Source organism: Mycobacterium sp. NGS24, from assembly GCF_059813065.1.
The window spans coordinates 301,719-319,999 of sequence record NZ_JCALDW010000003.1; the positions used below are offsets into that span (position 1 = coordinate 301,719).

At 68.6% G+C, this 18,281-nt stretch carries 17 protein-coding genes and 2 riboswitches; of the genes, 5 read left to right on the forward strand and 12 right to left on the reverse strand.

All coding sequences use genetic code 11. The features are described from left to right. Positions 1-25: 25 nt before the first annotated feature. Together AC5Y6Y_RS06925 and AC5Y6Y_RS06930 are read right to left on the reverse strand one after the other, a co-directional pair. The gene (locus AC5Y6Y_RS06925; RefSeq protein ID WP_473139750.1) at positions 26-2,668 is read right to left on the reverse strand and encodes an FHA domain-containing protein; all 2,643 of its coding nucleotides are present in this window, start codon (positions 2,666-2,668) and stop codon (positions 26-28) included. A gap of 29 nt (positions 2,669-2,697) precedes the next feature. Continuing rightward, positions 2,698-3,897 carry an NADH:flavin oxidoreductase gene (locus AC5Y6Y_RS06930; RefSeq protein ID WP_463825947.1) on the reverse strand — a complete coding sequence of 400 codons (1,200 nt, stop codon included), beginning with the start codon at positions 3,895-3,897 and terminating at the stop codon, positions 2,698-2,700. A gap of 27 nt (positions 3,898-3,924) precedes the next feature. Here AC5Y6Y_RS06930 and AC5Y6Y_RS06935 point away from each other — a divergent pair, with 27 nt between their 5' ends. Beyond that, positions 3,925-4,776 (forward strand): bifunctional methylenetetrahydrofolate dehydrogenase/methenyltetrahydrofolate cyclohydrolase, encoded by an 852-nt coding sequence (locus AC5Y6Y_RS06935; protein ID WP_473139749.1) that lies wholly within the window; start codon positions 3,925-3,927, stop codon positions 4,774-4,776. 2 nt (positions 4,777-4,778) lie between these two features. Then, positions 4,779-5,072: a DUF3017 domain-containing protein gene (locus tag AC5Y6Y_RS06940; RefSeq protein ID WP_463825949.1), complete on the forward strand. Its 294-nt coding sequence runs from the start codon at positions 4,779-4,781 to the stop codon at positions 5,070-5,072. On the opposite strand, the gene AC5Y6Y_RS06945 is transcribed toward AC5Y6Y_RS06940, so the two are convergent. Further along, positions 5,073-5,495, reverse strand: coding sequence for a DUF732 domain-containing protein (locus AC5Y6Y_RS06945; RefSeq protein WP_463825950.1), 423 nt, complete (start codon positions 5,493-5,495; stop codon positions 5,073-5,075). A 198-nt stretch (positions 5,496-5,693) separates the two neighbouring features. Between AC5Y6Y_RS06945 and AC5Y6Y_RS06950 the strand changes: the two genes are divergently transcribed. Further along, positions 5,694-7,130 carry an FAD-dependent oxidoreductase gene (locus tag AC5Y6Y_RS06950; RefSeq protein WP_473139748.1) on the forward strand — a complete coding sequence of 479 codons (1,437 nt, stop codon included), beginning with the start codon at positions 5,694-5,696 and terminating at the stop codon, positions 7,128-7,130. A gap of 111 nt (positions 7,131-7,241) precedes the next feature. Here AC5Y6Y_RS06950 and AC5Y6Y_RS06955 read toward each other — a convergent pair whose 3' ends face one another. The 4 genes from AC5Y6Y_RS06955 to ephH form a co-directional block, all read right to left on the reverse strand. Next, positions 7,242-7,973: a class I SAM-dependent methyltransferase gene (locus AC5Y6Y_RS06955; protein ID WP_463825952.1), complete on the reverse strand. Its 732-nt coding sequence runs from the start codon at positions 7,971-7,973 to the stop codon at positions 7,242-7,244. Then, positions 7,970-9,103 (reverse strand): homoserine O-acetyltransferase MetX, encoded by a 1,134-nt coding sequence (metX, locus tag AC5Y6Y_RS06960; RefSeq protein ID WP_473139747.1) that lies wholly within the window; start codon positions 9,101-9,103, stop codon positions 7,970-7,972. Before metX ends, AC5Y6Y_RS06955 begins: the two co-directional genes overlap by 4 nt. 11 nt (positions 9,104-9,114) lie before the next feature. Further along, positions 9,115-10,464 carry a bifunctional o-acetylhomoserine/o-acetylserine sulfhydrylase gene (locus tag AC5Y6Y_RS06965; protein ID WP_473139746.1) on the reverse strand — a complete coding sequence of 450 codons (1,350 nt, stop codon included), beginning with the start codon at positions 10,462-10,464 and terminating at the stop codon, positions 9,115-9,117. A gap of 42 nt (positions 10,465-10,506) precedes the next feature. Next, a riboswitch (SAM riboswitch) is annotated at positions 10,507-10,626 on the reverse strand. 65 nt (positions 10,627-10,691) lie between these two features. Then, positions 10,692-11,489 (reverse strand): epoxide hydrolase EphH, encoded by a 798-nt coding sequence (gene ephH / locus AC5Y6Y_RS06970; protein ID WP_463825998.1) that lies wholly within the window; start codon positions 11,487-11,489, stop codon positions 10,692-10,694. Positions 11,490-11,705: 216 nt separating this feature from the next. Here ephH and trpS point away from each other — a divergent pair, with 216 nt between their 5' ends. Together trpS and yhjD are read left to right on the forward strand one after the other, a co-directional pair. Continuing rightward, a complete protein-coding gene (gene trpS / locus AC5Y6Y_RS06975; protein ID WP_463825955.1) occupies positions 11,706-12,725 on the forward strand; it encodes a tryptophan--tRNA ligase in 1,020 nt (339 codons plus the stop codon). 7 nt (positions 12,726-12,732) lie between these two features. Then, the gene (gene yhjD, locus AC5Y6Y_RS06980; protein WP_463825956.1) at positions 12,733-13,758 is read left to right on the forward strand and encodes an inner membrane protein YhjD; all 1,026 of its coding nucleotides are present in this window, start codon (positions 12,733-12,735) and stop codon (positions 13,756-13,758) included. Here the strand turns inward: yhjD and AC5Y6Y_RS06985 are convergent. The 5 genes from AC5Y6Y_RS06985 to dacB1 all read right to left on the reverse strand — a co-directional run bounded on the left by AC5Y6Y_RS06985 (position 13,755) and on the right by dacB1 (position 18,206). Beyond that, positions 13,755-14,069: a DMT family transporter gene (locus AC5Y6Y_RS06985; RefSeq protein ID WP_463825957.1), complete on the reverse strand. Its 315-nt coding sequence runs from the start codon at positions 14,067-14,069 to the stop codon at positions 13,755-13,757. The two genes, yhjD and AC5Y6Y_RS06985, sit on opposite strands and share 4 nt — an antisense overlap. An 11-nt stretch (positions 14,070-14,080) precedes the next feature. Next, positions 14,081-14,146: riboswitch (guanidine-III (ykkC-III) riboswitch) on the reverse strand. After that, positions 14,143-15,270 (reverse strand): N-acetylglucosamine-6-phosphate deacetylase, encoded by a 1,128-nt coding sequence (nagA, locus tag AC5Y6Y_RS06990; RefSeq protein WP_473139745.1) that lies wholly within the window; start codon positions 15,268-15,270, stop codon positions 14,143-14,145. (Overlaps the previous riboswitch by 4 nt.) Beyond that, positions 15,267-16,634, reverse strand: coding sequence for a sugar porter family MFS transporter (locus tag AC5Y6Y_RS06995; RefSeq protein ID WP_473139799.1), 1,368 nt, complete (start codon positions 16,632-16,634; stop codon positions 15,267-15,269). Before AC5Y6Y_RS06995 ends, nagA begins: the two co-directional genes overlap by 4 nt. Continuing rightward, a complete protein-coding gene (locus AC5Y6Y_RS07000; RefSeq protein ID WP_473139744.1) occupies positions 16,631-16,954 on the reverse strand; it encodes a hypothetical protein in 324 nt (107 codons plus the stop codon). The genes AC5Y6Y_RS06995 and AC5Y6Y_RS07000 overlap by 4 nt, the downstream gene beginning before the upstream one ends. A gap of 10 nt (positions 16,955-16,964) precedes the next feature. Continuing rightward, on the reverse strand, positions 16,965-18,206 hold the full coding sequence (dacB1, locus tag AC5Y6Y_RS07005; protein ID WP_473139743.1) for a D-alanyl-D-alanine carboxypeptidase DacB1: 1,242 nt from the start codon (positions 18,204-18,206) through the stop codon (positions 16,965-16,967). Between the last annotated feature and the right edge of the window lie 75 nt (positions 18,207-18,281).

Sequence of the window (18,281 nt, forward strand, 5' to 3'; positions counted from 1 at the left end):
GCCTAGATTAGGGGTGCAATCCGCGTCAGCGGCGCTTTAGGCGAATTCTCCACCAGATGATGCTGCTGTAGATAATGCACAACACCGCGAGCATGCCCATGTCGAACAGCCACGCGCTGGGCGTGTGGTTCCAGTGCTGGTCCTTGGGGTCGGTCGGACCCGGGGTGAGCCGGTGGGTGTCGATGGTCGACGACGCCGCAGCGTACCCCCACCGCGCCGGGGTGGCCCAGGACAACTGGTCCAGGCCGGTGCGGTTGGTCACCCAGATCATCCCGCCGGAGAACACCAGCTGCGACATGATCGCGGTGACCAGCAGCGGCATGATCTGGTCCTGGGACTTCGCGATCGCCGACAGCGCCATACCGAGAATCGCCGAGGCCACACACGTGGCTGCGACGGTGACGAACAGTTCCAGCCGGACGTCGCCCAGCAACACCGCGTCCGATATCGGCTTCCCCCAGCCGATCACCGCGATCGTGGTGGCTATCGCCGCCTGCATGGTGGCGAAGGCGCAGAACACCACGATCTTGGCGGCCATGTAGGCGCCGGTGGACAGCCCGACGGCCTGTTCGCGTTTGAAGATGGGACGTTCCCCGACCAGGTCGCGGATGGTGAGCGCGGTCCCCATGAACACCGCCCCCACGTTGAGCATCACCAGGATCTGCCCGGGCTGATTCGGTGCGCTGCTGTAGGGGTCGGCCATGTCGAATCCGGTCTTGCCGCGGACCGTCAGGGTCAGCACGCCGATCAGGAACGGCAGCAATGCCAGGAACACGGTGTAACCACGGTCGGAGATGACCAGCCGAACCTGGCGACGCGCGATCGTGGAGAACTGACGGAAGCCGCTGTTATGCACCGGCTCGCCCAGGTCGGCGGCCGGGCTGGCCGGCGCCGGACCCGGTGGCTGTTGTCTGGCCTCCAGGAAACGGCGGTTGGCCTCGTCCGGGTCGGCGCCCACCTTGGTGAAGATGTCGGCCCAGTTGGTGGTGCCCATGGCCGCGCCGATCTGATCGGGCGTGCCCAGGAACGCGGTCTTGCCGCCCGGCGCCAGCAACAGGATCTGGTCGCAGACGTCAAGGTAGGACACCGAGTGGGTGACCACCAGCACCACGCGGCCCGCGTCGGCGAGCTGGCGCAGCATCATCATCACCTGCCGGTCGAGCGCCGGGTCCAGGCCCGAGGTCGGTTCGTCGAGAATCAGCAGGGACGGCCCGGTGAGCAACTCCAACGCCACCGAAGCACGCTTGCGCTGGCCGCCCGAGAGCTTGTCCACCCGGGTGTCGCCGTGCTTGGTCAACTCGAGTTCCTCGAGAACCTGGGCGACCACCTGGGCGCGGTCGGCTTTGCTGGTGTCGGGCGGCAACCGCAGCTCGGCGGCGTAGCCGAGCGCCTGGTTCACCGTCAGCTGGCGGTGCACCACGTCGTCCTGGGGGACCATGCCGACGCGGCTGCGCAGCGAGGCGTATTCGGCGTGGATGTCGTGGCCCTCGAAGGTGACATTGCCGGTGGTCGGGCTGGTGTAGCCGGCGATCAGCCGCGACAGCGTGGACTTGCCGGCACCGGAACCACCGATGATGGCGGTCAGCGTGCCCGGCCGCGCGGTCAGCGAGATGTGGTCGAGCAGCTGCTTGCCACCCTCGACGGTGAACGTGACGGAGTTGACCTCCAGGCCGCCGGTACGCGTGGCCGCGGCGGTGCGGCGCACCAGGGTGCCGCCGGCGAACACCAGGTCGACGTTGCCGATGGTGACCACGTCACCGTCGGTCAGGATGGCCGAACCGACCCGCACGCCGTTGACGAAGGTGCCGTTGACGCTGCTGTTGTCGCGGATCTCCGCGCCCAGCGGCGTCAGGGTCAGGAACGCGTGCTGACGGGAGGCCAGGACGTCCTGGATGACGATGTCGTTGTCGGTGGAACGTCCGATCGTGACGGACCCGGCCGGTTTCTCGTGCGAGCCGGTCCGGGTCATCAGGGCCTGGAACATCTTGGTCGCGATGTTGCCGCCCTCCGGCGGCTTGGCGCCGGCCGACGGGCCCGGGCGCAATGGCGGCCGCGACGGTCCCGGCGGTCCCGGCGGTCCCGGCGGGGCGAAGTTGGGCGACGACGACGGCGGGGCACTCACCGGATAGCCGGGCGGGGCCCACGGCTGGCCGCTGCTGGGGTACATCGGTTGCCCCGGCGGCGGCCCACCCGGATGCGGCCGCAGCGGCGGTGGTCCGCCCCGGCTCGGTTGGCGCCCGCTGGGCGGCGCCGCGGGCGGGGGACCCGGTGGGGGCGCGGCCGGCCACGCCCCGGACGGGCCGGCGACGGCCGGGATACGCATCGATTCGGTCTGCGGGGGACGCCCGGCCGGCCCGTGGTGCCGCCCGACCTCGAAGACCAGCAGCGGTCCGTCCGGGTTGCCGATGTTGACGGCCTGACCGTCGTGGATGTCGACCATCGGCACCCGCCGGCCGTTGGCGTAGGTGCCGTTGAGCGAGTTGTTGTCGATCGCCAGCCAGCGGCCCTGGTCGAAGCGCAGCAACAGGTGCGCGCGCGAGATCAGCGGGTGGGTGATTCGCATGTCGGCGCGCAGATCGCGGCCGACCACCACGTCATGGCCTGCGGCGAACGTACGCTCCGAGCCGTCGTGGCGGACGGTCAGCGCTGGCGGGACGGGCGGAGACATTCAGACAACTTTAGCCGGTAGCCCCTCACTCAACGCCTGTCAGGCGCGCCGGTCACCACGCAGTGCGTCCGGGTGTAGATGGTCGGCATGCACTTGTTGCAGTGCGTGCACGCCGAATGCACCGCGGCGCCGTCAGCCGCGATGCGGTTGATCAGGTCCGGCTCGGCCAACAGCGCGCGTCCCATCGCGACGAAATCGAAACCCTCGGCCATCGCCAGATCCATGGTCTCGCGGTTGGTGATACCGCCCAGCAGGATCAGCGGCAACGTCAACTCGGCGCGGAACAGCTGGGCCTCGCGCAGCAGGTACGCCTCCCGGTACGGATATTCGCGCAGGAACTTCTTGCCCGTCAGCCGCATACCCCAGCGCAGCGGCGGCTTGAAGGCGCCGGCGAATTCCCGCAACGGCGCGTCGCCGCGGAACAGGTACATCGGGTTGACCAGCGAACTGCCGGCGGTGAGTTCGATCGCGTCCAGGCCGCCGTCTTCCTCCAGCCACTTGGCGGTGGTCAGCGCCTCTTCGTTGGAAATGCCGCCGCGCACCCCGTCGGACATGTTCAGCTTCGCGGTGACCGCTATCGGCCGCGGCCCCTGGTCGACGGCGCGACGCACGGCCAGCACCAGGCCGCGGGCCACCTTGGCCCGGTTGGCCAGCGAGCCGCCGAATTCGTCGGTGCGACGGTTGATCAGCGGCGACAGGAACGAACTGGCCAAGTAGTTGTGGCCGAGGTGTATCTCGACGGCGTCGAAGCCGGCTTCCACCGCGAACCGGGCGGCCCTGGCGTGGTCGGCCAGCACGTCGTCGATGTCGTCGGCGCTGGCCTTCTTCGCGAAGCGCATGCCGATCGGGTTGAAGAACCGCACCGGGGCCAGCGCGGGGGCCTTGTTCGAGCGGGCGTTGGCGACCGGGCCGGCGTGGCCGATCTGCGCGCTGACCGCCGCGCCTTCGGCGTGGATCGCGTCGGTGAGCCGCCGGAAGCCGGGCACCGCCTCCGGGCGCAGCCAGATCCCGTTGCCTTCGGTGCGTCCGCCCTGGGAGACCGCGCAGTAGGCGACGGTGGTCATGCCGACACCGCCGGCGGCCGGCAGGCGGTGGTACTCGATCAGGTCGTCGGTCACCAACGCGTCCGGGGTGCGCGCTTCGAAAGTCGCGGACTTGATGATGCGGTTGCGCAATGTGATCGGACCGAGCGTGGCCGGGCTGAGCACGTCTGGGGCAGCAGACGACATGAGAGGGACCATGCCAGACTGTCTGGCGTGGGCGCAATCACGCTGGACGGCAAGGCCACCCGGGACGAGATCTTCGTCGATCTGACCAAACGGGTGGCGGCTTTGAACGCTGCGGACCGCACCCCCGGATTGGGCACCATCCTGGTCGGCGACGACCCCGGCTCCCAGGCCTACGTGCGCGGCAAGCACGCCGACTGCGCCAAGGTGGGCATCACCTCGTTGCGCCGCGACCTGCCCGCCGACATCTCTGCCGAGACGCTCAACGACACCATCGACGAACTCAACGCCAACCCCGAGTGCACCGGCTACATCGTGCAGTTGCCGCTGCCCAAACACCTGAACGAAAACGCCGCACTCCAGCGCGTCGACCCGGACAAGGACGCCGACGGGCTGCACCCGACCAACCTGGGCCGGCTGGTGCTGAACGACCCCGCGCCGCTGCCGTGCACGCCGCGCGGCATCGTGCACCTGCTGCGCCGCTTCGACGTCGAGATCGCCGGCGCACACGTGGTGGTGATCGGCCGCGGCGTGACGGTGGGCCGGCCGCTCGGACTGCTACTCACCCGTCGCTCGGAGAACGCCACAGTAACGTTGTGCCACACCGGAACTCGTGACCTGCCCGCGATCACGCGGCAGGCTGACATCATCGTCGCCGGCGTCGGGGTGTCGCACCTGCTGACCGCCGACATGGTGCGCCCCGGGGCCGCAGTCGTCGACGTGGGCGTCAGCCGGGTGGACGGCAAACTCACCGGTGACGTGCATCCCGACGTGTGGGAGGTGGCCGGTCACGTGTCGCCCAACCCGGGCGGGGTCGGTCCGCTGACCCGCGCCTTCCTGCTGACCAACGTCGTCGAGCTGGCCGAAGGGCTGGCCGGATAACGATGACGATCCGGACCATTCTGGGACGCGCGGTCCGCGCCCAGTGGCCGATTCTGCTCGTCGGACTGATCTTCCTGGTGGCGTTCGTACTGGCCGGGGCGAACTTCTGGCGCCGCGGCGCGTTGCTGATCGGCATCGGTGTCGGGGTGGCCGCGGCGCTGCGGCTGGCCCTGCCCGAGGAGCGGGCCGGCCTGCTGGTGGTGCGCAGCCGGGGGACCGATCTGCTGACCACGGCGTCGGTGGCTGCCGCGATGGTCTACGTCGCGTGGACCATCGACCCGCTGGGCACCGGCTAGCTACATCCCGGGCAGGCCCGCGGGCAGCCCCGGGATGCCCGCCATGCCCGGGATCTGCTGCAGTGCGCCCGGCATCCGGCCGCTGGCGATGTCGGCCATCGCCGAGGGGCAGTACATCTGGATCGCGATCGTGGTGAACATGCTGGCCATCTCGGGCGACATACCGTTGCTGCCCCGGACCCGCGTCGCGGCCGCGGCGAAGTTCCCGCCCGGCTGGGCCAGCATCGGGCAGACGGACTGCCCCAGCGCTTCGGTGTCCATCGGATCGCCGATGTTGACGCCGGCGTTGGACAGGGCGGAGATGAACGCGTCGTCGACGGGACTCGCCTCGGCGGGGGCGGCGAATGCCGCGGCCGCGGTGAGCAGCCCGGCGGTTCCGGCCAGTAGCCGGACGGTCAGTGGTTGGTGGCGCCATGGCATCATGTCGGCTCCCGATAGTTGGAGAGCACCCAGGCGGCACTCAGTGACTCTACGAACCTTCGTCTACGGCGGTCTCATTCAGGACACGAAGGTGTAAAGGTTTGGCCCGCCCGGCGTTTCGGGTGCGCTACGACACGATCGCGTCACGCTGTGCCGCGACACGTTGGCAGGCAATGGGTTTGGCCGGGTCGGCGATCGACAATGCGACTCATGATCTCGCGGCAGGCCTTTCTACGCGGCGCAGTCGGAGCATTGGCCAGCTCGGCGTTGTTCCCGGCGGTGCGGGCCTGGGCTGAGCCGACCGGTGCGTGGAGCAGCCTGGCGTCCGCCATCAGCGGCAAAGTGTTGCTGCCCTCCGACGCCGGTTTCGCCGGTGGCAAGCAAATATTCAACTCGCTGTACAACGGTTCCAGTCCGGCGGCGGTGGTGCTGGTCACCTCGCCGGCGGACGTCCAGAAAGCGGTCGCGTTCGCGGCGGCCAACAGACTCAAGATCGCTCCCCGCGGCGGTGGCCATTCCTATACCGGCGCATCCAGCGCGACCGGGGCCATGGTCCTCGACCTGCGCGGCCTGACCGGCGGGGTCAACGTCGACAACGGTGCTGGCACCGTGACCGTGCCGGCCGCAACCCAGCTCTACGCGATCAACCAGGCCCTGGCCGGTGGTGGCCGTGCGATACCGACCGGCAGTTGCCCCACCGTCGGGGTGGCTGGTCTGACGCTCGGCGGCGGCATGGGGGCGGACTCCCGGCATGCGGGCCTGGCCTGCGATGCCTTGCGGTCGGCGACGGTGGTGTTGCCCAGCGGTCAAACGGTCACCGCGTCCGAGCAGGAGAACCCGGAGCTGTTCTGGGCGCTGCGCGGCGGTGGCGGCGGCAACTTCGGGGTGACCACCTCGCTGACCTTCACCACATTCCCCACCGCCGACTCCGACGTGGTGCGGGTCGATTTCGCGCCGTCGGCCGGCGCGCAGGTGCTCACCGGATGGCAGACCTGGCTCGGGTCGGCGGACCGGAACACCTGGGGTCTGGTCGACCTCTCGGTCAACGGCACCCAGGGCGCCTGCCACGTGCTGGCCACCTGCCCGGCCGGTACCGGACCGGCAGTGGCCGAGGCGATCAAAGCCGCGGTCGGAGTGGCGCCCACCGCCACCGAACACAAGACGCTCGGGCGCATGGAACTGGTGACCTACCTGGCCGGTGGCAGCGCGACGAGTTCGCCACGCGGATTCGTGGCCGGCTCCGACGTGATCGGCACCCTCGATTCGGCGGCGGCGCAGGCGATTGTGGGTGCACTCGGGAAGTGGCCGCCCGAGGGTGGCCGGGCCTCGGTGATCGTCGACACGCTGTCTGGCGCGGTCGGTGACGTGGACACGGCGGCAACGGCGTTCCCGTGGCGACGCGCCGCTGCCGTCGCGCAGTGGTATGTCGAAACCGGCAGTGGGTCGACGTCGACAGCCAGTACCTGGGTGGCGACCGCGCATCAGACGGTGAAGCAGTATTCGGTCGGCGGCTACGTCAACTATCTGGAAGCCAACACCCAGGCGGCGCGATATTTCGGCTCAAACCTGGCGCGGCTGAGTGCCGTTCGGCAACAGTACGACCCCGGCCAGCTGATGTACTCCGGGCTCAGCTTCTGAATTCGCCTGCTACGCTTCTGAACTCACCAGCTGCCGAGTGTGCCGTCTGCGACGCGACACGCCGCGGGTGAGTCGTGGAATGCACAGTCGACGGGGGCGGGGCTAGGGCGGTCAGCCCAGCGTCGCCCGTACGCAGACGGTGACGTAGGGCAGCGCTAAGCCCGCCGACCCGGCCAGTGCCGGGTGGGTGGCCAGCAGCTGGCGGACCCGGTCCAGCGTCTTGGACCGCACCTCGGTCGGCGAGGTGATGCAGTAGGTGCGGGATGCCACCAGATCGATAAGTGCCTGGGGCGTAAGGTAACTGGTCCACTCCACCTGGTGACGTTGCACGTCGGTGAACGGCTCGGGCAGGGTCACCAGGTCGTTCACCGGGTCGGCGTCGCGCCCGATGATATCGCCCAGTTCACGCACCCAGCCCATCCGGTCGTCGCGGGTGTTCCACACCAAGCCCAGCCGGCCGCCCGGCTTCAACACCCGCGCCACCTCCGGGACGGCCCGGGCCGGGTCGACCCAGTGCCACGCCTGCGCTACCAGCACGGCGTCAACGCTGTTGTCCTCCAACGGGATCTCTTCGGCGGTACCCAACAGCGCCACCGTCTCCGGCAGCGATGCGGTGAGCACTTCCAGCATCTCGGGAACCGGGTCGACCGCCACCACATCCAAGCCGCGTTCGACCAGCCGGGTGGTCAGCTTCCCCGTCCCCGCTCCGAGGTCGAGAACCTTGCGTGCCCCGGCCGGCAGCAGCCAGTCGATCGCCTCCGGCGGATAGGTGGGGCGGCCCCGCTCGTAGGCGGCCGCTGCTGAGCCGAACGACAGGGAGCGGTTGCGTCTGGATCGGGTCACCGCGAACACGCGCCTTGCGCCAAAGCCAATGTCTCCCGGATCAATTCGCCGACAGCTTCGGTCTCGACCAGGAACCCGTCGTGTCCGCAGACGGAGCTGACCACCCGGACGTCGGTGCAACCCGGCAACAGCTCGGCGAGCTCGTCCTGTAACCGCAACGGGTAGAGCCGGTCGGTGGTGATGCCGCCCACCACCACCGGGACCGGGCAACTGGTCAACGCCGCATGCACCCCGCCGCGACCGCGTCCGACGTCGTGGCTGTTCAGCGACTCGGTCAGGATCACATAGCTGCCGGCGTCGAACCGGGCCAGCAGCTTTTCGCCCTGGTACTCCAGGTAACTCTGGACGGCGAACCGGCCGCCGGCCGCCGGATCCTCCCCGGGCTGGGGGTCGTTGCGGAACCTGGTGTCGAGTTCGATCTCGCCCCGGTAGGTCAGGTGGGCGATCCGGCGCGCGATGTTCAGACCGTCCTCGGGTGCGCGCCCGGTCTCGTAGTAGTCGCCACCCTGCCAGTTGGGGTCGGCCTTGATGGCTGCGATCTGGGTGGACTGGGTGCCGATCTGGTCGCCCGTCGCCCGGGCCCCCACCGCGAGCAGCAGTCCCGCCCGCACCCGGTCGGGGTGGCCGACGATCCATTCCAGCGCACGGGCACCGCCCATGGACCCGCCAACGACGGCGGCCACCTGAGTTATTCCCAGCGCGGCCAGCGCGGCGATGTCTGCTTCCACCTGGTCGCGCACCGTGATGAGCGGAAACCTGGAGCCGTAGGGCTTGCCGTCGCGGGCCAGCGAACTCGGGCCGGTCGAGCCCCGGCAGCCGCCCAGCACGTTGGTCGAGACCGCGCACCAGCGATCGGTGTCGATCGGTGCACCCGGCCCGGCGACGCCGTCCCACCAGCCGGGGGTCGGGTGGCCGGGGCCGGCGGGGCCGGTGATGTGCGAATCGCCGGTGAGCGCGTGCAGCACCATCACCACGTTGTCCCGCTCCGGCGACAGCTCGCCCCAGCGCTGTATCGCGATGTGCACGTCGTCCAGCACGCCGCCACGTTCCAGCGGCAGCGAACCGATGCCGACGACGCCGATTTCACCTTCGGTGGGCAGCGTCTGGGTGGGCACGTCGGAGATCGTCATGTACAAGTCCCTCAGAATGCCGCCACGGTCTGCGGGTCGCTACCGTTGGCCGCGGGTACCCCGGCCGCCGCGAAACCAAGCTCCAGATCGGCCAGGATGTCGTCGATGCCCTCGATGCCGACAGCCAGTCGCACCAGGCCCGGGGTGACGCCGGTGGCCAGCTGCTCGGTGGGACTGAGCTGGGCGTGCGTGGTGGAGGCGGGATGGATCACCAGCGAGCGCACGTCGCCGATATTGGCGACGTGGCTGTGCAGCTGCAGCGCATCGACGAACGCCTTGCCGGCCGCCACGCCGCCGGCCAGCTCGAAGGCCAGTACCGCCCCGGTTCCTCTGGGCGCCAACTTCTTTCCCAGCTCGAACCACGGCGAACTGGGCAGCCCCGCGTAGTTGACCGAGATCACGTCGTCGCGGGCTTCGAGGAACTCCGCGACCCGCTGGGCGTTGGCGACGTGTCGCTCCATCCGCAGGCTCAGCGTCTCGATGCCCTGCGCCACCAGGAACGCGTTGAACGGCGACGCCGCCGAGCCGAGGTCGCGCAGCAGTTGCACGCGGGCCTTGAGCGCGTAGGCCGGCGGACCCAGTTCGGCGAACACCACACCGTGGTAGCTGGGGTCCGGGGTGGTGAAGCCGGGGAAGCGGCCCTGCGTCCAGTCGAAGGTGCCGCCGTCCACAATCACCCCGGCGATCGCGGAGCCGTGGCCACCCAGGTACTTGGTGGCCGAATGCAGCACGATGTCGGCGCCGTGGGCGAGCGGCTGAACCAGATACGGCGTGGCCACGGTGTTGTCCACGATCAGCGGCACCCCGTTGCGGTGCGCCACCTCGGCGACCCCGGGGATGTTCAGCACGTCGATCTGTGGGTTGGAGATGGTCTCGCCGAAGAACGCCTTGGTGTTGTCCCGGACGGCGGCCTGCCAGGAGTCCAGGTCGTCGGGATCCTGGACAAAACTGACCTCGATGCCCAGCTTGGCCAGCGAGTAGTGGAAAAGGTTGTAGGTTCCGCCGTACAGCCTGGGGCTGGAAACGATGTGGTCGCCGGCGCCGGCCAGGTTCAGGATCGCGAACGTTTCGGCGGCCTGCCCGGAGGACAGGAACAGCGCGGCCACCCCGCCCTCGAGTGCGGCGATGCGCTGCTCGACGACGTCGGTGGTGGGGTTGCCGATGCGGGTGTAGATGTTGCCGGGCTCGGCCAGGCCGAACAAGGCGGCCGCATGCGCGACGTTGTTGAAGGTGTACGAGGTGGTCTGGTAAATCGGCAGCGCCCGGGCGTTGGTGGCGGGATCGGGGTGCTGGCCGGCGTGCACCTGTTTGGTTTCGAACGACCAGTGCGCGGTCGGGTCTGCGGTGCTGTCGGTGGTCACGAGAATGCTTCCCCTGTCTGGCTCAGGGGCCCGTTCGTGGCGGACCCGCGCTTGCCGGATAGCCAGTTGTGGCTACTCAACCTGGTCATCACCCGGGGCACCCCACCGCGGTTGGAGGGTTGCCGGCCAGCAAGCCGGGGCTTGACGCTGGCGCTCATGACCGACTCGCAGCTTAACGCATGGCGGCGATGCGCTGCCAATTCCGCAGCACGGCGGGGCGGGACCGGCTAGCTGGCCGGCGGCTCGGCGACGCGGGAGGACTGCACGCACTCGTCGAGGAAGTCCAGGATGACCTCGGTGACCCGACCGGGCGCCTCGAACATGGGCACGTGACCGACGCCTTCCAGCTTGGTGAAGCGGTGGTCGTCGGGCAGGTTGTTGCGGAAATGCCGGCTGAACCGGGGCGACGGGACGATCCGGTCCTTCGTGCAGATCACCAGGTGCGCCGGCACGGCGTTCTCAGCGAGTTCCTGCAGGCCGGGCATCAGGAGCGCCTTCACCAGCAGCTGGAAGTAGGCCGGGCAGTGCGCGACGTCGTCGATGACGACGCTCAACTCGCGCTCGCTGACGCCGTCCGGGGACGCGCTGAGCGCGTACGTGGACAGGTGGCGGCTGAACGGGATGTGCAAGGCCTTCGGCCCGAGCAGCCACGCGACCACCAACAGCGGGATGCCGAGGATGAATTTGCCGATCACCTCGAACTTGGCCGGACTCCACCGCGTCCAGCCCCCGGCCGGTGCGATGCCCATGACGCTGCGCGCCCGCCCGCGGCGTTCCAGCTCGAAGGCCACCCAGCCGCCCAGCGAATTGCCGACGATGTGGGCGGTGTCCCAGCCGAGTTCGTCCATCTGCTTCTCGACGTGATCGGCCAGGACCTCAGAGGACAAGAAGTAGGTGCCGGCCCGCGGGCCGCCGTTGTGGCCGGCCATGGTCGGCGCGAACACCTCGTAGCGGCCGGTCTCGGCGATCTGCTGCGCGACGACCTCCCACACCGTCTGGGACATCAAAAACGGGTGCAACAGCAGCACCGGCTCGCCCGAACCCAGGTGGATCGGGTCGCGGGTGGCATCCGCCTCGGACGCGCCTTTGAGGAAGCGTGGCATGAATCCGACAGTAAATGCGATACCGCTGGTATCGCAAGCGGATCCGGTCGGCTCGAGGTTCACCGGGGGTGGTGTCGTCGCCGGTGGTGACTGACGCCGCTCAGACTGCGCAATGTCCGTGAAAAGATCGAAGGCATCATGAGCACCCCCAGCGGATCCCGCCGCATTTTCTCCGGCGTCCAGCCCACGTCCGACTCGCTGCACCTCGGCAACGCACTGGGCGCGGTCGCCCAGTGGGTCGGTCTGCAGGACGACCACGACGCGTTCTTCTGCGTGGTGGACCTGCACGCCATCACCATCCCGCAGGACCCCGCGGCCTTGCGGCGCCGCACCCTGATCACCGCCGCGCAGTATCTGGCGCTGGGCATCGACCCCCAACGCGCCACCATCTTCGTGCAGAGTCACGTCCCCGCACACAGCCAATTGGCGTGGGTGCTGGGCTGCTTCACCGGCTTCGGCCAGGCCTCACGGATGACCCAGTTCAAGGACAAGTCGACCAAGCAGGGCGCCGAGTCCACCACCGTCGGCCTGTTCACCTACCCGGTGCTGCAGGCCGCCGACGTGCTGGCCTACGACACCGATCTGGTGCCCGTCGGGGAGGACCAGCGCCAGCACCTGGAACTCGCCCGCGATATCGCGCAGCGGTTCAACAGCCGCTTCCCGGACACCTTCGTGGTTCCCGACGTCTTCGTCCCCAAAATCACCGCCAAGATCTACGACCTGCAAGACCCCACCTCCAAGATGAGCAAGTCGGCGTCCACCGATGCCGGCCTGATCAGCCTGCTCGACGACCCGGGCAGATCCGCCAAGAAGATTCGTTCCGCGGTGACCGACAGCGAGCGGGAAATCCGCTACGACCCGGTAACCAAACCGGGGGTGTCGAACCTGCTCAGCATCCAATCGGCAGTCACCGGACGCGGTATCGAGGCGCTCGTCGAGGGATACGCCGGCCGCGGGTACGGCGACCTGAAGAAGGACACCGCCGAAGCCGTCGTCGAATACGTCCGTCCGATCAAGGCGCGGGTCGAGGAACTGACCGCCGATCTCGCCGAGTTGGAAGCGACGCTGGCGACCGGTGCGCAGCGCGCCAACGAAGTCGCCAGCAAAACCGTGCAGCGGGTCTACGATCGGTTAGGTTTCCTACCGCTAAAGGAATAGGTAGTCGATGGACGAGCAGCCTGAGCCAGGATTTCTGGATCGGCTGCGGGCCAGGCTGCCCTGGCTGCCCCACATGATCAAGGCGTACCAGCGCTTCGCCAAGCAGAAGGGCACCTTCTTCGCCGCGGGCCTCACCTACTACACGATCTTTGCGCTATTCCCGCTGTTGATGGTCGCTTTCGCGGTGGCCGGCTATACGTTGAAGCGCCAGCCGCAGCTGCTGAACAGCCTGGACGACAAGATCAGGCAGGCAGTGTCGGGGGAACTGGGACAGCAGATGGTCGAACTGATGAACTCGGCCATCGACGCGCGCGCATCGGTCGGAGTGATCGGGTTGCTGACCGCGCTGTGGGCGGGTCTGGGCTGGATGTGGCACCTGCGGGAAGCGTTGAGCGAGATGTGGGAGCAGCAGGTCGATCCGGACGGTTTTGTGCGCACCAAACTCTCGGATCTGCTCGCGATGCTGGGCACCTTCCTGGTGCTCACGGTCACCGTGGCGCTGAGCGCGCTGGGCCAGACGGGACCGATGAACGCGGTGCTCAAATGGCTTCACATCCCGGACTTTTCGATCTTCGACGAGATCTTCCGCGGCGTCTCGCTGTTGGTGGCGTTGCTGGTGTCGTGGCTGCTGTTCACCTGGATGATCGCCCGGCTGCCGCGGTTGCCGGGCAGCTTCGTCACCTCGATGCGGGCCGGGTTGATGGCTGCCGTCGGATTCGAACTGTTCAAGCAACTCGGATCGATCTACCTGCAGACCGTGGTGCGCAGCCCGGCCGGGGCGACGTTCGGGCCGGTACTGGGACTGATGGTGTTCGCGTTCGTCACCTGGTCGTTGCTGTTGTTCGCCACCGCCTGGGCCGCGACCGCCTCCGACGACGAGCGCGAAACACATGTGGATCCGCCCGCGCCCGCGATCATCCGGCCGCGGATACAGGTTGAAGAAGGTCTGAGCGCGCGCCAGACGCTGGCCGCACTGGGAGCGGGAGCCATTGGGGCACTGACCTTTTCGCGGCTGTTCCGCCGACGTCGCTAGCCGACCAGCTTGAGTCCGACGATGCAGGCGACGACGCCGGCAATCAGGCCCAACTTGATCAGCGAGGCGGACTCGTCACCGCTGAGCATCGCGTACCCCACGGTGAGCACCGCACCGATGCCGACCCAAACGGCGTAGCTGGTGCCGGTGGGCAGGCTGCGCATGGCAACGGCCAGCCCGGTCATCGAGAACAGCAGGGCCGCAGCGAAAATAAGCGACGGACCCAGGCGGGTGAATCCCTCAGACTTGTTCAACGCGGTCGCCCACACCGCTTCGAGCACTCCCGACACCACCAAGACGAGCCAAGCCATCGCGCACCTCCGCAGCGCCGTCTTTGCTGGCCGGGTACGGTGCCCCTCGTCCGGATGATTGACCTGTTCGATGTTAGCAAACGGGGGCGGGGCGCTGCCGCCATACGCCGGCAAGCATGATCCCGGTGACTTGCGAATCATGATCCAGCACAACAAGATCAGCGTTGAGTTGCGGCCGGATCGACCCCACCTGACTCAGTCCCAGGGCCCGGGCCGGGGTCGTCGAGGTGGTGTGCACCGCGGCGGCCAGCCCTGAGGTGGTTGCCACCGCCCGGAAGAGCCGGTCCATGGTGGCGGTACTGCCGGCGATGGTGGCGGTGCCGCGCACCCGCGCCACTCCGGCGGCGACCACGACCGGCACCGATCCCAGCGCGAACTCGCCGTCAGCGCAGCCGGCCGCGGCTGTCGCATCGGTCACCAGAGCCACCCGGTTGGCGCCCGCGGCTGCGATCACCGCCGCCACCAGATCGGGATGCACGTGCACGCCGTCGGCGATCAGCTCCACCGTCACCCGGGGATCCTGCAGCAACGCCAGGACGGGTCCGGGATCTCGGTGACCCAGCGGTGGCATCGCGTTGAACAGGTGGGTGCCCACGGTGGCACCGAGCCCGATTGCCCGTCGGGTCTGCTCGTAGCTGGCATCCGTATGGCCAACGGCAACAACGATATTAGCGTCGAGGAAGCGCCGGATCGCGGCGTCGCCGCCCGGGAGTTCGGGGGCCAGCGTGACCATTCGGATGGTGCCGTCGGCGGCCTCGAGCACGGCGTCGACCTCGGCGGGATCTGGCGGGCGGATCTGGGTGGGGTCATGCGCGCCGCACCGCGCCACGCTCAGCCACGGCCCCTCCAGATGGATACCGGCGATGGCGCCCGAGCGCGTCAGCCCGGCCAGGGTGCGGACCGACGTCAGCAGCTCCGCGGGTGCGGCGGTGACCAGACTGGCCAGCGTGGTCGTGGTGCCGTGGCTGCGGTGAAAATCCACCGCCGCGCTGTCGGCCGCGGTGAACGCGGCGCCGCCACCGCCGTGCACATGCATGTCGATAAAACCCGGCACCACAACCGAATCCGGCAGGTCGATGTCGGCAGCCGCCGGCGGTGTACCGGTCCCGCACGCCGCGATGCGCGCTCCGCCGATCTGCACCCAACCGGGCCGGCACACTCCTTCGTCGGCGACCACGGTCCCGGCGCTGATCAGTGTCACGGCCAGTCCTCAGCCGGCCAGCGACCACCGTTCTCCCAGAAGTACCGGATCTCCTCGAGATCACGGCCTTTGGTTTCCGGTGCGTATCGGTGCACGACGACCAGAGCGAGCACCGCGAAGGTACCGAACGTCGCGAAAACCGTTGCGCCGCCGAGCAGATTCAGCATCGTCAGGAAGAAGGCGGCGATCAGGGCGTTGGCCATCAGGTTGGCGGTCAGCATCACGCTCGACCCCATCGACCGCAGCGGCGCCGGAAAGCTCTCGCCGGCGAATACCCAGACCAGCGAACCGAATCCGAAGTTGAACCCGACGGTGAACAACAGCACCCCGCCGAAACCGAGCAGCAGCGCAAGACTGTTCTCGTGGCCGATGTCCTTGGGATAGAACGCGACCAGCACCGTGTCGGCGACGATCATCAGCGCGATGCCGGACAGCAGGATCGGCCGCCGGCCCACCCGGTCGACGAGGGCGAGCGATACGCACACCGCTGCCAGCGCTGCGACCTGCACCATCGCCGGCAGCGCCAGCTTGCCGAAATTGCCCTGAAAGCCCATGTCTTCGAACAACTTCGGGCTGTAATAGACGATCGCGTTGATGCCGGTGATCTGTACCAGGAAGCCGAGGGCGACCACGAACAGGGTGGCCCGCAGGTACGGTCGCCGCAGCATCTCGCCGATGGTGCCGCGCCCGGCCTGCACGGCTGTTTCGATCTCGGTCAACTCCGTCTCGACGGTCTCGGCGGGCTCGATGCGCAGCAACGCGCGGCGCGCCTCGTCGGCGCGGCCCTGCAGCAGGTACCACCGCGCGGTGTCGGGCATCCGCAGCAGTAACGGCAGCAGCAGCACGGCGGGCACGCTGGCCAGGCCCAGCATCCAGCGCCACGCCTGGGTGCCGGCCAGCAGGTAGCCGGTCAGGTAACCGAGGATGATGCCGCTGAGCGTGGCGAATTGGTAGGCGGTCAGCAGCCGTCCGCGCACTTCGGCCGGCGCCGACTCGGCCACGTAGACCGGCACCACCACCACCGACACCCCGATGGTGACCCCCAGCAGGAACCGCGCCACCAGCAACGTCGGCAGCGACACCGCCGCCGCACCCAGCAGTGCGAACGCCGCGTACCCGATCAGGATCGCCACCATGGACTTCTGGCGGCCGATCCGGTCGGCCAGCACGCCGCCACCCAGGGCCCCGGCGATCTGGCCGATCACGACCATGGTCGTCACCAGTCCCTGTTGCGGGATGGTGAGGCCGAACTCGTCGGGCAGGAACAGCAACGCGCCCGCGATGCTGGACAGGTCGTAGCCGTAGATCACCCCGACGCTGGCGGCGGTCAGGCCGACCAGCAATCCCCGCCGTCGAGCGCTCAGACCTTTACCTTTGCTCGCAGGATCTTGATCACTTCGGCGGGGTTCTCGGGGGTGATGCAGGCGCGAACCCAGCGGCCCGTTCGCAGCATCAACACGGTGGACTTGCGGCCCCGGTGGATGTCGAGGGGAAACCAGTAACGGGGGTCGACGGTGCCCCAGATGCGCCCCTTGCTCGACGCCCAGCCCATCTTCTTGGACTTGATGCTGGTGATGTCGGCGTACTCGATCCGCTTGTCATTGGCGAACGGGAAGTAGTAGCGGCGGACGGTGATCCCGTCCTCGTCCAGCGCGAGGCCGGAGTCCTCGTAGAGGGCGGTCATTGCGGTGAGTCTAGTGCTGCGTTCGGCGGTTCATCGAGCGCGCGACCAGGATCAATCCGAACACGACGACGGCACCGATCACCGCCACCCCGACCCGGATCGGCAAAGCGTCGGCGGGGGACATCAGGCCGGCGGCCTGGGTGTTGTCCGGGGCCCGGCTGGCGGGGTTGTTGTTCGGGGTCGCCAGCGACGGGTCGGGTTCCACCAGCGAACCCACCTGCGTGCCCTGCGCGGTGCTGAAGCCGTAGTCCAGCAGGTGGGCGGCCTGCTCCCACGGCGCAATGGGCTGCCGGGTGCCGTGCAGCAGGATCGCCATCAGCCGTCGGCCGTTGTGGTTGGCCGCGCCGACGAAGGTCTGGCCGGCGTCGTCGGTGTAGCCGGTCTTGCCGCCCATCGCGCCGGGGTAGTGGTAGAGCAGTTGATTGTCGTTTTCCAGCTCGTAGCCGGGGTGGTCGCCGTGTCCAGGGAAGTTGAAGGTCCGGGTGGCGACGATGTCGGCGAAGATCGGGTTGCGGTAGGCGTACCGGTAGAACAGGCCGATGTCGTAGGCCGAGGTGCTCATGCCCGGGCCGTCCAGTCCGGACGGGGTGGCGACGCGGGTGTCGTGACCGCCCAGCTTCGCCGCCAGCACATTGAGCTTGTCGAGGGCGGCCTGCATGCCGCCGAGTTGCATGGCCAGCGCGTGCGCGGCGTCGTTACCCGAATGCATCAACAGCCCGTGCAGCAGTTGGTTGATGGTGTAGGTGCCGCCGGCGTCGACGCCTACCTTGGTGCCCTCAGCGGCCGCGTCGTCGTCGGTGCCGGGGACGGCCTTGTTCTGGTTGAACGCGTTGATGGACGCCATCGCGACCAGCACCTTGATGATGCTGGCCGGGCGGTGTCGCCCATGCGGATCCCGGGCGGCGATCACCGCACCGCTGTCGATGTCGGCGACCAGCCAGGCCTCGGCGGAAATGTCGCCGGGTACCGGCGGGGTGTCGGGGGCCGCGACGATGCCGCAGCCGGCCAGCGCGTTGCCGCCGATGGGAGTGGGGGGCAGCGACAGCGGCAGCGGCGGGTCACCGGCGCGCGGCACCTCGGAGGAGTCGACCGCGGGTGGGGTGTTGATCTTGTACGGGCAGGTAGCCGCGCCCGGGTTCACCTCGGCGCTGGGTTCGGCCTGCGCGACCGGCAACGCCAGCGCGCCTGAGGCCGCGAAAAGCGCTGCGGCCAGACACGACGCTGCACGTACAGAGGTCCGGTAGAAGGGCATCGGTGAGCAGACTAAGTGATCGGCAGCGGGAAGGCAGGTTGCCGCGCTGTGACGGCTGGGGCGGAAGTTATCAGG

What these genes read in the sequence shown, in the direction of transcription:
- AC5Y6Y_RS06925 (WP_473139750.1), bottom strand. Translation starts at nt 2,668, where the DNA reads ATGTCTCCGCCCGTCCCGCCAGCGCTGACCGTCCGCCACGACGGCTCG.
- AC5Y6Y_RS06930 (WP_463825947.1), bottom strand. Translation starts at nt 3,897, where the DNA reads ATGTCGTCTGCTGCCCCAGACGTGCTCAGCCCGGCCACGCTCGGTCCG.
- AC5Y6Y_RS06940 (WP_463825949.1), top strand. Translation starts at nt 4,779, where the DNA reads ATGACGATCCGGACCATTCTGGGACGCGCGGTCCGCGCCCAGTGGCCG.
- AC5Y6Y_RS06945 (WP_463825950.1), bottom strand. Translation starts at nt 5,495, where the DNA reads ATGATGCCATGGCGCCACCAACCACTGACCGTCCGGCTACTGGCCGGA.
- AC5Y6Y_RS06950 (WP_473139748.1), top strand. Translation starts at nt 5,694, where the DNA reads ATGCGACTCATGATCTCGCGGCAGGCCTTTCTACGCGGCGCAGTCGGA.
- metX (WP_473139747.1), bottom strand. Translation starts at nt 9,103, where the DNA reads ATGACGATCTCCGACGTGCCCACCCAGACGCTGCCCACCGAAGGTGAA.
- trpS (WP_463825955.1), top strand. Translation starts at nt 11,706, where the DNA reads ATGAGCACCCCCAGCGGATCCCGCCGCATTTTCTCCGGCGTCCAGCCC.
- yhjD (WP_463825956.1), top strand. Translation starts at nt 12,733, where the DNA reads ATGGACGAGCAGCCTGAGCCAGGATTTCTGGATCGGCTGCGGGCCAGG.
- AC5Y6Y_RS06985 (WP_463825957.1), bottom strand. Translation starts at nt 14,069, where the DNA reads ATGGCTTGGCTCGTCTTGGTGGTGTCGGGAGTGCTCGAAGCGGTGTGG.
- AC5Y6Y_RS07000 (WP_473139744.1), bottom strand. Translation starts at nt 16,954, where the DNA reads ATGACCGCCCTCTACGAGGACTCCGGCCTCGCGCTGGACGAGGACGGG.
- dacB1 (WP_473139743.1), bottom strand. Translation starts at nt 18,206, where the DNA reads ATGCCCTTCTACCGGACCTCTGTACGTGCAGCGTCGTGTCTGGCCGCA.